This is a genomic window from Lysinibacillus sp. NPDC056959, from assembly GCF_042674095.1.
GTDB lineage: Bacteria > Bacillota > Bacilli > Bacillales_A > Planococcaceae > Lysinibacillus > Lysinibacillus zambalensis.
The window spans coordinates 158,305-172,168 of record NZ_JBHURE010000003.1; the positions used below are offsets into that span (position 1 = coordinate 158,305).

17 protein-coding genes are annotated in these 13,864 nt (G+C 34.3%); 8 read left to right on the plus strand and 9 right to left on the minus strand.

Annotated elements, in window-relative coordinates:
- Positions 1–307 precede the first annotated feature (307 nt).
- On the plus strand, positions 308–1,303 hold the full coding sequence (locus ACFTQ7_RS04995) for a PLP-dependent cysteine synthase family protein (RefSeq protein ID WP_386827585.1): 996 nt from the start codon (positions 308–310) through the stop codon (positions 1,301–1,303).
- Positions 1,304–1,444: 141 nt separating this feature from the next.
- On the opposite strand, the gene ACFTQ7_RS05000 is transcribed toward ACFTQ7_RS04995, so the two are convergent.
- Both ACFTQ7_RS05000 and ACFTQ7_RS05005 read right to left on the minus strand, forming a co-directional pair.
- Entirely contained in the window at positions 1,445–2,440 is a 996-nt protein-coding gene (locus ACFTQ7_RS05000) for a zinc-dependent alcohol dehydrogenase family protein (RefSeq protein ID WP_386827586.1), read from the minus strand.
- A gap of 137 nt (positions 2,441–2,577) precedes the next feature.
- Entirely contained in the window at positions 2,578–2,808 is a 231-nt protein-coding gene (locus ACFTQ7_RS05005; RefSeq protein WP_386827587.1) for a hypothetical protein, read from the minus strand.
- An 823-nt stretch (positions 2,809–3,631) separates the two neighbouring features.
- On the opposite strand from ACFTQ7_RS05005, the gene ACFTQ7_RS05010 reads away from it, so the two are divergent.
- Complete coding sequence (locus ACFTQ7_RS05010; protein ID WP_386827588.1) at positions 3,632–4,057, plus strand: GNAT family N-acetyltransferase; 426 nt, start codon at positions 3,632–3,634, stop codon at positions 4,055–4,057.
- Between the two features lie 107 nt (positions 4,058–4,164).
- Here ACFTQ7_RS05010 and ACFTQ7_RS05015 read toward each other — a convergent pair whose 3' ends face one another.
- The gene (locus ACFTQ7_RS05015) at positions 4,165–4,668 is read right to left on the minus strand and encodes a GNAT family N-acetyltransferase (protein WP_386827589.1); all 504 of its coding nucleotides are present in this window, start codon (positions 4,666–4,668) and stop codon (positions 4,165–4,167) included.
- 303 nt (positions 4,669–4,971) lie between these two features.
- Here ACFTQ7_RS05015 and ACFTQ7_RS05020 point away from each other — a divergent pair, with 303 nt between their 5' ends.
- The 5 genes from ACFTQ7_RS05020 (at position 4,972) to ACFTQ7_RS05040 (ending at position 8,758) form a co-directional block, all read left to right on the plus strand.
- A complete protein-coding gene (locus ACFTQ7_RS05020) occupies positions 4,972–5,496 on the plus strand; it encodes a SpoIIIAH-like family protein (protein WP_386827590.1) in 525 nt (174 codons plus the stop codon).
- Positions 5,497–5,904: 408 nt separating this feature from the next.
- Positions 5,905–6,351: a hypothetical protein gene (locus ACFTQ7_RS05025; RefSeq protein WP_386827749.1), complete on the plus strand. Its 447-nt coding sequence runs from the start codon at positions 5,905–5,907 to the stop codon at positions 6,349–6,351.
- Positions 6,352–6,627: 276 nt separating this feature from the next.
- The gene (locus tag ACFTQ7_RS05030) at positions 6,628–7,092 is read left to right on the plus strand and encodes a DUF4429 domain-containing protein (protein WP_386827591.1); all 465 of its coding nucleotides are present in this window, start codon (positions 6,628–6,630) and stop codon (positions 7,090–7,092) included.
- Between the two features lie 194 nt (positions 7,093–7,286).
- On the plus strand, positions 7,287–7,568 hold the full coding sequence (locus ACFTQ7_RS05035) for a hypothetical protein (protein ID WP_386827592.1): 282 nt from the start codon (positions 7,287–7,289) through the stop codon (positions 7,566–7,568).
- A 146-nt stretch (positions 7,569–7,714) separates the two neighbouring features.
- Entirely contained in the window at positions 7,715–8,758 is a 1,044-nt protein-coding gene (locus ACFTQ7_RS05040) for an Ig-like domain-containing protein (RefSeq protein WP_386827593.1), read from the plus strand.
- A 19-nt stretch (positions 8,759–8,777) separates the two neighbouring features.
- On the opposite strand, the gene ACFTQ7_RS05045 is transcribed toward ACFTQ7_RS05040, so the two are convergent.
- The 5 genes from ACFTQ7_RS05045 to ACFTQ7_RS05065 form a co-directional block, all read right to left on the minus strand.
- Entirely contained in the window at positions 8,778–9,140 is a 363-nt protein-coding gene (locus ACFTQ7_RS05045) for a YhjD family protein (protein ID WP_386827594.1), read from the minus strand.
- The gene (locus tag ACFTQ7_RS05050) at positions 9,137–9,358 is read right to left on the minus strand and encodes a transcriptional regulator (RefSeq protein ID WP_386827750.1); all 222 of its coding nucleotides are present in this window, start codon (positions 9,356–9,358) and stop codon (positions 9,137–9,139) included. The genes ACFTQ7_RS05045 and ACFTQ7_RS05050 overlap by 4 nt, the downstream gene beginning before the upstream one ends.
- A 155-nt stretch (positions 9,359–9,513) precedes the next feature.
- Positions 9,514–9,873, minus strand: a complete 360-nt coding sequence (locus ACFTQ7_RS05055; RefSeq protein ID WP_386827595.1) for a BLB8/JUQZ-1 family protein — start codon at positions 9,871–9,873, stop codon at positions 9,514–9,516.
- Positions 9,874–10,177: 304 nt separating this feature from the next.
- Positions 10,178–10,846, minus strand: a complete 669-nt coding sequence (locus ACFTQ7_RS05060; RefSeq protein ID WP_386827596.1) for a M15 family metallopeptidase — start codon at positions 10,844–10,846, stop codon at positions 10,178–10,180.
- Positions 10,843–11,262, minus strand: a complete 420-nt coding sequence (locus ACFTQ7_RS05065; protein ID WP_386827597.1) for a phage holin family protein — start codon at positions 11,260–11,262, stop codon at positions 10,843–10,845. The genes ACFTQ7_RS05060 and ACFTQ7_RS05065 overlap by 4 nt, the downstream gene beginning before the upstream one ends.
- A 208-nt stretch (positions 11,263–11,470) precedes the next feature.
- Between ACFTQ7_RS05065 and ACFTQ7_RS05070 the strand changes: the two genes are divergently transcribed.
- The gene (locus ACFTQ7_RS05070; protein ID WP_386827598.1) at positions 11,471–11,767 is read left to right on the plus strand and encodes a tyrosine-type recombinase/integrase; all 297 of its coding nucleotides are present in this window, start codon (positions 11,471–11,473) and stop codon (positions 11,765–11,767) included.
- 105 nt (positions 11,768–11,872) lie between these two features.
- On the opposite strand, the gene lepA is transcribed toward ACFTQ7_RS05070, so the two are convergent.
- Positions 11,873–13,699, minus strand: coding sequence for a translation elongation factor 4 (lepA, locus tag ACFTQ7_RS05075; RefSeq protein ID WP_197144966.1), 1,827 nt, complete (start codon positions 13,697–13,699; stop codon positions 11,873–11,875).
- Positions 13,700–13,864 lie beyond the last annotated feature (165 nt).

The window sequence follows — 13,864 nt, forward strand, 5'->3', positions numbered from 1 at the left end:
ACCTTCTATCCATTAGGCTTTCTCAGACATTCTCCTGCGAAAATATTTACAATTTGAACAGATGGAATGATCCAGTCCTTGCATTATGAATAGATAGATCATGACATGTATATAGTGCACTTACATGTTACCTATTCATAAAAGAAGGACGTTGTATTAGCAAATTTAATTAATTATTTTTTTCTATTACTATATTCAATCTTTCTATCTGGAATTTTATTGCTTATAAGGATTTATCGTGATACGATTCCATCAATTCATATAAAACAAGTTTGTTAAGTAGGCAAAAGATAAGGGGTTGATTGTGATGGGTCAAATTGTAACGAATAAGATCAAACAATCTATTACAGAATTAATCGGTCATACACCACTATTAGCATTAAATCAGTATATAAAAGAGCAACAGCTAGAAGCCGAAATTATCGTAAAGCTAGAGTATTTTAATCCTGCAAATAGTGTGAAGGACCGTGTTGCTAAAGCGTTGATTGAGGATGCTGAAGCTCGTGGTGTATTAACAAAAGATAAAACAATAATCGAAACAACAAGTGGCAATACTGGTATTGGTCTAGCAGCAATTGCAGCAGCAAAAGGCTATAATCTTCGAATTTACATGCAAGATGGTGTTAGTGAAGAGCGCACAAAGGTTGTAAAGGCATACGGAGCGGAGGTTGTACCATTTTCAGATGTCCCAGAAATGGTCGCTGCTTTTGAGGAAACAGAGGGTGACTTTGTTGAAACGAATAAAGTATTTCGAGAAACGGTTGTTGAACAAGAAGAAAATGTTGTGTTTTTAAATCAGTTAAATAATGATGCCAACCCAAATGTTCATAAGTTAACCACTGGTCCTGAGATTTGGGAGGATACAGACGGACAAATTGATATCTTTGTGGCAGCAATCGGCACAGGTGGTACGATAAGTGGTGCTGGTGGTTACTTAAAATCTAAAAATCCAGCTATTCAGATCATTGGTGTAGAGCCTGCTGTTAATTCCATTGCAACCATTAATAATCCAGATATCATTGAAATCACAGGTGTTCACCGCTTCTCCGATGCTGACGAGGTCCGTGTACCATCAAATGTTCATTTAGATATAATTGATGAAGTACTTGAGATAGAAACTACACAAGCTTATGCGGCTGCACGCGCAGTTGCGAAATCAGATGGTATATTAGTAGGTACTTCATCAGGTGCTGCTATATTTGCCGCCACAGCACTTGCAAAACGTGCAGAGAACAAAGGAAAACGAATTGTCGTTATCCTACCTGATACTGGTCTGCGATATTTATCAACTGATTTATTTTAGAATCACAGTAAGCTTAGATTTTTTAGGCAAGCCATACTTATAAGGAAAGATGCTGGGACAAAAGTGTTTCAGCTAACAAAAATACCGAGCTATCCCTATGAAACGCTCATGAAGTGTTTCGGAATAGTTCGGTTTTTCTATTTATTGATAACTTGTTAAAAAAATCTTTCCTTTAGTAGTATTAGACGATTCAACAGCCGTTATCGCCTTATTAATGTCTAACAAATCATAATGAGAATCCACCGTCATCATTTTTAATTTACCACTATTAACTAGATGGATTAAGTGCTGAAATGTACGTTGCCATCTTTCCACCGATACTTGCTTATTCCAATGACGCAAATGGAACATATTTGCATTTACATTTGCCTCTTTAACGATTCTCTGCCAATTCACTTGTACACCTGATAAAAGACCAATGGCTAAAAAGTTCCCTCCAGATTTCAGACAAAAAGCAAGGTCATTGCCTGCTGTCCCTCCAATAGAATCAATAGCAGCATCAGCGCCCCTACCATTTGTTAGTTCCATTACTGTCTCATAAAGCGGTGCTTTTGAAGTATCTATTACATAGGAAGCACCAAGCTGAATTAAATCGTTAGTATGTCTATTATTTCTCGTAACCGCGATTAATTGAAAACCTAATAATTTTGCTAGCTGAGCAAATATGTGTCCAATTGCGGACCCGCCAGCATTGACTATTAAAACATCATTTGGCTGCAATTGTAATATGACTGTACATGTTACCCAAGCTGTCATTGGGTTGATATACATTTGTGCCGCAGTAAAATCAGCTATAGTATCTGGAATGGCTACTGCGAATTCTGCGCTTGTTTTTACAATTTCCTGCCAAGTCCCTTCCCCTCGCAAAGGTAATACACGCTTTCCGATAAGATTCTGAGAAACACACGGGCCTACATCCTCTACAATACCTACCCCTTCATAGCCGGGGATATTTGGCAAAGAAATTCGATGAGCATAACTCCCCCATATTGGGATTAAATCAGAAGGGTTAATAGGTCGCGCCAGCATTCGAACAAGAATTTCTTGTTCTTGAGGAGGTTGAATCATTTTATTTTCAAACTTCAAAACTTCCCGAGGGCTTCCAAATTCATATAATTTAATGCTTTTTGCTTTCAAAAAATGAACTCCTTTATATAGCAGTTTTTGTGACTACTCCAAAATGAAACCTCTCAGGGAGCTTTCTTCATCCTCACCAAGCGTTCCAGCCTGTTGTTTGGTGTAATCCTATATATTACTCTATTGTTGGATTTGCTTCACTTAAGGAGATTCGGTCGTAAAACATCTCCTTTGTACTTGTGAGCTTTACTATACTTTCTACCATCTGGTGCGTTTTTTTGTAACACAATTCGTTCTCTGGCAATATCGATTGTTGCTGTTGCAAATAGCACAAAGAAAAATTGTTGTGCATGATGGGGATTATGATTAACCTCAACTATTTTAGCAGCCATACGCTCAAAAATAATACTGAGATCATTATTTTTCACTAAATGCCATCCATCATATTGATCTCCCCATATTCAATGTTCTGTATACTGTTTGCTAAATTTCAAAGCTGATCTACCTGAATTCTTAATTCTTATGGATATTTACCTGATAATTCTATAAAATATAAATAAGGGTAATAACTTTTAAAAATCCTAAGCAGTAAGGAGTGAGAACGTTGAATATCCAAAAACAATTGTTGGGCACTGTTCTCGGATATATGCTTGCAATCGTAATTGCATACATCTTTTTCGATTATTTTTCTTGGTCGTTTACTCTAGGTTCTTTTATAGGTATTTGTTTATTTGCTCTAATTTTAATGTTCATCAAAAGGGGATAAATTACCTGCTCATAATGTATTTAAATACTTTTTCGAATTTGTTTGCACTCATAATTCATTCTGTGCTTCATCTTTCGTCATTAGTTTATATGTATGAAAAGGAATGCCCCTTTTCTCTGCTATATTTTTCAAATCATCTATAATATCTACTGCAAACGGACATTGGGCCAATATAAATTTGAATATAATTCACTTTACCACCCGCTTCTTTACCTACAAAAATTAATCCTGCTATTGTATAGTTCATCACCAAACCAAACTTATAACGTGACAGACATTTAACGAATGCCATCCCAAACTTTTTATGATGACCCTATTTTATTATATCGAAGGTAGATAACGGATAGTAATTTCTTTTCTTTTTTACTATTATCTAAAATTTACCTTAAATGTGAACAATCAGAAACGGAGCATTATTAGAATGAGAATAGTCACCATATAATTTGGAAGCGAAATTTCCCATTATAAAAGAGGAGGAAAAATTTATGCAATATAAAATCTTACAGGAGCAAAATGAACATAAAAGATCTTTAATTAATAAAAAGCTTTACGAATACAATTTAAAACACTTTCCAAAAGATTTAAGAGGCCGATATCAAGAAATCAACCTCTTCCTTACAGATGAAAATGACCTAGTCCGTGGTGGCATATTGGGAGAAATTTGTTGGAATTGGTTAGAGATACATACACTTATGATCGATGAGGAAATTCGCGGATTAGGTTATGGCTCTAAATTATTAGTAGAAATCGAACAAATAGCTTTGAATAACAACTGTGATTTCATAAAGGTCGATACTTTAAGTTTTCAGGCTTTAGATTTTTATGAAAATCACGGATATCAAGTTTACGGTACATTGGACAATGTTGGACGGGATTATAAGCACTACTATTTAAAAAAGGATCTTTCATAAAAATCTCCTAAAGGAACTTCCTATCTAACTAAAATAATAAATAATCCTCTATATAAAGTATCAAAAAGTTGTAGTTGTAATCATTTAGTCTTCATTATGTTTTACAATTACAACTTAATTAATGAATATATATCGTGAGTTTTATTAAAAATAAACGATTCCTTTTCCTTTATTAAACCATTTTTTTCAGCCACACGAATAGAAGGTCCATTTTTGGGGTCAATAATACTTATTAATTTTTCTTGTCCCAAATGTACAAATCCATATTCCACACAACATTTAGCTGCTTCAGTTGCATATCCTTTAGACCAATATTTTTTATGAATATGGTAGCCCACCTCAACTTCATTTTTTCCATCAACTATTTGTTTAACGAGGCCACAATCTCCTATTAATTCATTCGACTCTTTTAAACAGACAGCCCATAAACCATAACCATCTTCTCGATATCTTTGTTTATTTTTCTCAATCCAATTTTTAGTTTGTTCTAAATTAAATGGTGCAGGATAATATTTCATTGTTTCAGCATCTGAAAAAATTGTGTAAAGGACAGAAATATCCTCATCATTAAATTCTCGTAATTCTAATCTTTCTGTTTCCATAATTATCAAAATAATGCCCTCCTTAAATCGTTTTTCTTATTCTAAGTTTATAACAATCCATAACAGACTTGTGCAAATTTGTGGACTTAATTTATTTTCAAGGTTTATGTAAGAATTAAGTTTCTTAGGAATATATTTAAGGTAAATAAGACGATGCTCTATTAACTCTCATTCAATTGAGGGCTCATTAATTACGTATTTCTTGCCATTAAAATAATAAACGATACTGCTACATAAATTTCTCATTAAACAGACTTTGAAAAGATGCTTAATGGTATTTCACCATATTTATTGATGGAGGGACGACAGTGCATGCACATACAAAATAAATCGTCTTGGTTACTTATTTTATTAACTCTAGTAGCGGTTATTTCAGTCTATTCTTTGATAGATTCACCAAAACAATCAAAAGAGGAGATTACATTCACAGAAGATACAGATCAAAAAGAAACTTTACAGAATGTGACAAAGGAAGTTTCCTCTCCAAGCTCTTTATTTGAAGAAACGCGCCTACAAGTTAGTAATGAACGAAATCAACTTCGCCAAAAATTAACTCAAAAAATTACATCAGATGGGTATTTTGCTGAAGAAAAAAATAAGGCAGCTATTGAAATTGATACTCTCAATAAAGAAGAATCTACAGAAACAATGCTTGAGATGCAAATTAAGTTACTAGGCTATCCCGATGCTTTAGTAAAAATAGAAGGCAAAGTAGTTTATGTAACAGTGATGGCAAAGGAACTATCGAAATATTCCGCAAACGAAATTATCTATCTGGTAATAAAAGCATGCGGGGATGCTAATGTGCAAGTTAAATTCGGTGCTAATAATTATTAAAGACTAGAGAAAAATAGTTTTCAATATATAAACAAACGTTTCTGAGTAGCATTTACGACATGTAGATGATCTTTTCGATAGCATACACCCTTCACCCAGTAGAAATCACAGCATTAAGTCGCTCAAAATGAGTGGCTTTTTTCATCGTTTAAAAACAAAGAAATAATATTTATCAAGTTTATAGCCCTTCTCACTTCCCTTCTCCCACATATCCTAACGATGAAAGGAGGGAAATTTGTGTGCAAAAATAATTGTAATAGTTCATCAGTAAGAAAAGACTGTAATAACCTAGGACCATTTGTGGCCACAAATATCAATTGTATCAATTCAAAAAATGGGAATGGTGGATAAAATCAAGGTGGTTCAATAATTCCCTTCTCCTCTGGAAGACAAACAGTCGTTGAAAATATACTTGGCAATAGACTTGCTAGTCTCATAGGGTTTGGTTCTGCTGTAGACCTTGTACCTCTTGCAAATAATACGATTAATTTAACTGCATTTTTTAGTGAAGCCTTCACCGTCCCACGTGACGGGAAGATAACTGCTATTTCAGCCTCATATAATGCACTCTCAGGGCAGGTTGAATCAGGAGCTTTGACAATCCGTGCTCAAATTTTTCATGCACCTGTAGGTAGTAATACTTTTACTGGTACAAGTGCTAGCGTTGATTTAGTTCCATCTATTACAACACCTATACCCGTAGGCCTTTTAGTATTTGCATCGGCTACTATACCACCAGTACCAGTAACCGCAGGTGATCGTTTATTAATGGTATTTTATATTTCATCGGTACCAGGAGAAATTGCAGTTGACATTATTATTGGTAATGCGAGTGCAGGAATTAATATTGTTTAAAAACAACATCCCTTACCTAAAGACATGCTACTAGAAAAAAAGATGAACAGACATCGCCCCCAAAAAATTATGCCGTCTGATGATAACAACTATTGGCCAAGCACTCACTTTGTATGAGCGCCTGGTCAATAGTTGTTTATTGGCTTAATAGCAATCAAAACGAACAAAGAATTTTTTCGATTACTAATTAGTTGTCTGTTTTTAATACTGACACATTTTGGATGATTTGATATAATTTATTACAAAGGCATATATTTCAAGGGAGGAAGTTTGGTTATGACACAAATATTTGAGTTTAAATCCAATGGTAAATTTATAGTAACAGTAGATGATTACAATGTAAAAATTAAGCCAAAAGGTTTTTCAAACTTCATTAACAAAGGTGGTTCAAAAGGTGAGAAATCTATACCTATTAAATCTATAACCGCTATTCAATTCAAAGAGCCTGGACTTACTACTGGATATATTCAATTTGCTTATTCAGGGTCTAGTGAAACAAAAGGCGGAACAATGGCAGCTGTAAAAGACGAAAATTCAATTACGTTTATAAAAAAAGAATTAAAACAAGCACGCGAAATGGTAGATTTGATTGAATTGAAACGTCATGCTAATTCATCTCCTGCTCAAACTTCAGCTTTAAGTGCTTCTGATGAAATTATTAAAATGAAAGAGCTATTAGATGCAGGTATATTAACACAAGAAGAATTTGACACGAAGAAAAAGCAATTGTTAGGGATCTAGGTCACTCAAATGAGTGGCTTTTTTATTAGGAATTTAAATCAAAACTAGCATTCATTATGTCATACGCACGCTACAATGTTGATTGAAAGTGGACAACCCTTAAAAACTGTCCAAAAAAATTAGGACACAGCAGATCAGAAACTACTGAAGACAGCTATGTCCATTTAACTCATGAAATGGCAAGAGATATAGATATGAATAAAGAAAATCACATTGAAAAAATTAGTGCTGCTGTCTCATCGAATGCTCTTGCAACACAAAATAAAGAAGTAAAAATTGCATTCGAAGCATTATTACAAAGTGTAGATAATACGTTAAGTATTCAGCAACAATCAGCTATTCTGGAGAAACTTGGATTTACAGGTGATGGGAAATTAGTTGATCACACTAAATCACATAGTCATAGTCCTTTTATGTACACATACCACAGTAGTATTGAAAATGATTCTGCAATATTGCAAGCTAAACTAAACTAAGTCGCTCAAATGAGTGGCTTTTTTATTGTCAAAAATAAACGATTTTTATCATGGTAAATGAGATTACAAATGGTTAAAGTTGTTATTTAAGGAGGTTACATAAAAATAGATGTTACAAGTTTGATTTGAAAAGGGAGGATACATAAGTGATTAATTTATTTAAGAAAAGTTTTATTTATCTAACATTAATTCTTTTAGCAATAGTAAGTTTTAGCGTTGAAGATGCCCAAGCTGAAGATGGGTATTCAGAAAATTTAATACCTAAAATGTCATCGGATGAATCAGAGTTTGGTAAAGCATCATCTTCAAGTAACCATGTTGAAACACCTAGTTGGAAAGCATTTGATGGTATAGAATATTATAATAGTGGCAATGCGAACTATGCTTGGGGAACGCCCGAAAAAACTGGGTGGTTAGCCTATGAATTCTCAAGTCCAAAAGCAATTAGTAAATATGTAATGAATAATCAAGGAAGTTGGCCAGAACTTTTTCCAAATACATGGACATTTGAGGCGTGGGACGGTTCAAATTGGATAGTATTAGATTCTCATAGCAACGTTACAGTAGACGATTGGAGAAAGAATCCAAAACAAAGCTTCACTTTTGAAAATTCTAGTTATTATAACAAGTACAGGGTTAACATTACACTTACTAATAGCACATATCATGCCGTAAATACAGCAATATCAGAACTACAAATGATGGAAAAAATTTCAACATCACCAAAACCTGAATCAATCTCATTAAATAAAAATGTATTAGAACTTCTAGAAGCTAGTCAAGATAAGTTAATAGCAACGGTTATACCTGATACAGCAAAAGTAATTTGGTCATCTAGTGATGAATCAATTGCAACTGTAGATCAAAATGGTAATGTAACTGCCATTCGTGAAGGTGAAGCAATTATTACTGCCAAGGTCGAAAACACTGAACTAGTTGCGACTGCTACAATTATCGTTAAAAAATTAAACAATGAATCATCGAATGCTATTCTAAGTATCACATTGGTGAACGGCGTAACAAAAGAATATGATGTTACAAATACCGTTTTAAACAATTACTTAAATTGGTTTGAAAGTGCACAAGGTACTTCGACATTCAAATTTTCAAAAACAATTTCACCTTATAAAAATGTAACAGAATATATCGTACATGATAAAATTGCTTCATTTGAAATAAGAGAATATTAAACGTAAAAAGACCAGGTACTCAATTGCAATGAGCGCCTGGTTCTTTATTTTGGTGACTCAATAATAAATTTTCAACCTTCGTTTTTAGTGCCATATTAGCATATCGAAGAACTACATCATTTCCTGCTGTAGCTACATGAACATCTGTAAAATGTTCGTCTATCTTTTCTAGCTTTACTAATCTTATTTTTTCTTTTGCCAGCAACCTTTTTGAATCGTAATATTCTTGGGTTATGTCTTTTAGTAACCTTTCAAGGATTGGTAAATAAACTTTACTCATTTTCAAATTTTCAATTACTGAGAAATCACGTTGCAATGACTGCATAGCCATTTCTAGAATTAAAAATTTATGAAATAGTCGCCTTTGTTCAAAACTTATCATACAACCTCTTGCTCCTTATGAATGATTGGAACGACTGCTAACACACTATCAATCATAAATGTACGCTTTGCTTGCCTCGTAAAACAATATGCCTGAAACGAATCACCGACAATCTTAAGAACTTTGATACGCCTTTTTGACACTTTACCGTCTTTAGCCATGTACATCATATTTAAAAATTGGTTACGCTGCATTGCTGTAATCAGTTGTTCTTTCATCATTCAGAACTCCTCCAAATAAGAACGTTTGTTCGTAAATATATTAGAACAGTTGTTTGCCTTTTGGCAAGGAAAAGTTTTTGGAAATAAAAAAAGAACCAGGTACTCACATTTTTTATGAGCGTCTGGTTCTTTAATTAAAAATTTTATATAACTTATTTAATTGTCAGTATATACATAGAATATTTGCCAGTTTCGACACCAGTTCTATCGTACATTTTAACAACTGCTTCCCCAGGTTTCAATGCTTTAACTTTTTTACCATCAGAAGTTACAGTAGCTACACCTGAAGCTGCACCTGATACTATCTCTACCTTAGTATGAGCCCATCCATTTTCTGTTCCTACTCTCATAGACATAGGGAAGACACCCATGCACAGGTCGTCTTTCTTACATTTATCCGGCCAATAATTATCTACTGCCGCAGATGCTTGTTCTGTTTCCGAAACTGAAACTACCCCTAATGCAGATAACGCTAATACAGAACTAAGAACTATTTTTTTAAATTTTTTCATGTTTTCCATCCTTTTCTATGTAAATATTTATTTGCTATAGCATAATATTACCCTAAAGTTATTATTATTCTAATATTCCTTAAAATAGAAATCAATTAATTATTTTTTACCAATATTTAGTGTTTTCAATATTTTTTAATAGAAAAGTAATGTTTTTTTGTATACTATTCACTTAAGTACTTGATATTTTTAGTTTCATTCAAATATTTATATATTTTTTTCACTAAACAATCAATTTTAATATTATGAGTTCAATAATAAAAGACCAGCTCGGCTAAATTAGCTTTGCTGGTCTTAGTAATTTTTAGTTACTACGCTGTACAATGATGAGTTTCAAACCTTCATAATCACCATTTGTCATAGTTCCATTATCAAATTTATCTAACCACGACTTATCAATTAAACCTTTATCTACAGCTTGTTTAATGTGGTCACGTACTGCAGCTTTAGTTGTCTTGTTTGTAAATTGCATTTTATCATCCTCCTTTTCGGTTTCTTTCGGCTTATTGTCTTCCACAATTAATTGAACTTTTATTGCGCTACTAGTTGGAACTATTACTTGTCCTTCAAGCTTATAACCTTTAGGGATAACCCAATTTGATTTAACTTCAAAATGAGGTCGGTCAATGCTCCCTACCCAATCACCGCCCCATGTAATGCCTAGCTTACGTGCAATGGCTCCTATTTGACTAAGTGTTGCTACATCATATAAAGATTGTGGAGGGCCAACAGCAACGTCCCATGCCAGTCGTGATTTATGATTGCTATTTAATGTCCTAGTAACAATTTGTCCTGGTCTTGTACGTCCTTGTGAATATAAGTAATTTTGCCGTTCTTGTGAGCGATGTGTTTCGGTGATGAAGATATTAGTGATACCTGCTTTGTAGCATTCTTGAAACAATAGCTTACAAGCTAATTGTGAGGCTGGTAATAGCTCCATAATGTCTCTGCATGCTGTAGTTACGCTAGTCATTGTTTATCACCCTTCTTATCATCGTTATCCATTTGTAATTGTGTAAAAGCATTTGCTAAGAATTTAGGTACTATAATGCCTAACTTCCCTAGATTTTTTTCAATCATACTTATACCTTCCATCCCGATTAAAAACAGGATCATTGCATTACGCATAAAATTACCACTCTCAGTTGCTGAATCGAGCTGTACTGCTGCAATGACCATCAATACCATTGCTGTCTTTTTGATTAAGCCCTTAAACATCTTTTCACTCTCAGTTTTTTTGAAGACTAAACTAACCATAAATCCTAATGTGTAATCGATAACCATAAATATAGCTAGCGCTTTTATTAAGTGGTCAATACCTCCAATAAGGTATCCTAGCCATGCCATTGCACCGCCAATTAATGATTTATATAATGTGTCTGTTTTCATCTGACACCTTCCTTTTCTGCATAATAAAAGCCCTCCACAATTATCTGTGGAAGGCATAGAATCCCCATCGTTTTAACCTGTTTTATTGATCTCAACTTTAAATTCATCGAACAATCCAGCAAAAGACATTAATGACATTTGACGTTTAGAGTATGCATCGTCATATGCTTTATTTAAATCGTTTTCTTGTTGCGGTGAATTTTATAAAATGGATCCAGAACATGATTATGTATGTAAAAAAGAAAATGGCGAACATTGTACGCCAAGTGTCATCAAATATAATACTAGAAAAATTAGTGAAAATTTAAATATCAGTTTTAACTATCATTCATTACGTCACACACATGCAACAACTCTAATAGAGAATGGTACACCTGTTAAAACAGTACAAAAAAGATTGGGACATAGCAGAGCTGCCGTCACAGAAGATCGCTATGTCCACCTCAGTGAGAAAATGGCCAGAGATGCTGCAAACATCTTTGATTCATTCGCTCAAGATATATAAGAATTGCTAACATATTTTTTTATGGTGGGGAATTGGTGGGGAACCCCACCATTTAACCCTTATATTAATCACCTTAACACGTCACAAACTCTTATCATTACTATATTACTTCGAATCATCCATCTTCAGAACAGCCATGAATGCTTCTTGTGGTACTTCGACTGAACCTACTTGTTTCATACGTTTTTTACCTTCTTTTTGTTTATCAAGAAGTTTACGTTTACGAGAAATATCCCCACCGTAACATTTTGCTAAAACGTTTTTACGCATAGCTTTAATTGTTGAACGAGCAACAATTTTTTGTCCAACAGCTGCTTGAATTGGTACTTCAAATTGTTGGCGTGGGATTAATTCTTTTAATTTTTCAACGATGACTTTACCTCGCTCGTACGCAAAGTCACGGTGCACGATAAAGCTTAGTGCATCGACTTGCTCGCCATTTAATAAGATATCCATCTTCACTAGTTTTGAAGTCTGATAACCAATGAGTTCATAGTCAAATGACGCATAGCCCTTCGTATTTGATTTTAAATAATCAAAGAAATCATAAACGATTTCTGATAACGGCATTTCATAAATAATGCTGACACGTGTAGTATCGATATAATCCATTGTCATGAAGTTACCGCGTTTTAATTGACAAAGCTCCATAACAGCTCCTACATAATCGTTTGGTACCATAATTGTCGCTTTTACATATGGTTCTTCCACTCGATCAATTTTTTGAGGATCTGGCATAAATGACGGGTTGTCAACCTTAACTGTAGATCCATCTGTCATGTGAACATTGTAAATTACAGAAGGCGCTGTTGTGATTAGATCAATGTTAAACTCACGCTCAATACGCTCTTGAATGATTTCCATGTGTAAAAGCCCTAAGAAGCCACAGCGGAAACCAAATCCTAGTGCTTGTGATGTCTCTGGCTCATATTGAAGTGCAGAGTCATTAAGCTCTAACTTTTCTAACGCTTCACGTAAGTCATTATATCTCGCTGTATCGATTGGATATAATCCGCAGTATACCATTGGATTTAAACGACGATAACCTGCTAATGGCTCAGCTGCTGGGCGATTAGCAAATGTAACTGTATCACCGACACGAGTATCGCCTACATTTTTAATGGAGGCTGTTAAATAGCCTACGTCACCAACTGTTAATTCAGACTGTGGTACAACTTTCGGTGTGTGTACACCAACTTCGATAACTTCAAATTCTGCTCCAGTAGCCATCATTTTAATTTTATCGCCAGGTTTTACTGTACCATTCATGATTCGAATGGAAATAATAACACCTTTATAAGCATCATAAACAGAGTCAAAAATAAGGGCTTGTAAAGGTGCTTCTGGATCACCAGTTGGTGCAGGCACTTTCTCTACAATTTGTTCTAAAATATCTTCAATTCCGATACCAGCTTTAGCAGAAGCTAAAACCGCTTCTGAAGCATCTAACCCGATTACGTCCTCAACTTCTTGACGAACGCGTTCTGGGTCTGCAGCTGGTAAATCGATTTTATTGATAACTGGTAAAATTTCTAGGTCATTATCAAGAGCTAAATAAACATTTGCTAGTGTTTGTGCTTCAATACCTTGTGCTGCGTCTACAACTAAAATAGCACCTTCACAAGCAGCTAAACTACGTGATACTTCATAAGTGAAATCGACGTGCCCTGGTGTGTCGATTAAATGGAATGTATACACTTCGCCATCTTTTGCTTCGTACTTTAATTGTACCGCATTTAATTTAATCGTAATGCCTCGCTCACGTTCTAAATCCATTGAGTCAAGGAGCTGTGCCTTCATTTCACGAGATGTTAATGATTTCGTTTGCTCTAAAATACGGTCAGCAAGCGTTGATTTCCCGTGGTCAATATGTGCAATAATAGAGAAATTTCGAATATTCTCTTGTCTTTTTAAACGTGCTTCTCGGTTCATCTTTTCCACTCCTAATTAAACTATAATGAATTATACTATGAACCTTATACAAACCACAACAATAGAACGGCATAAATGCTGTTAAGTCAATCGTTATGCTGAATAATGTATGTTTTCCTCTAGTTTTCCTATACTCTTAACAAAAAAATAGCCAGCTACACCTAT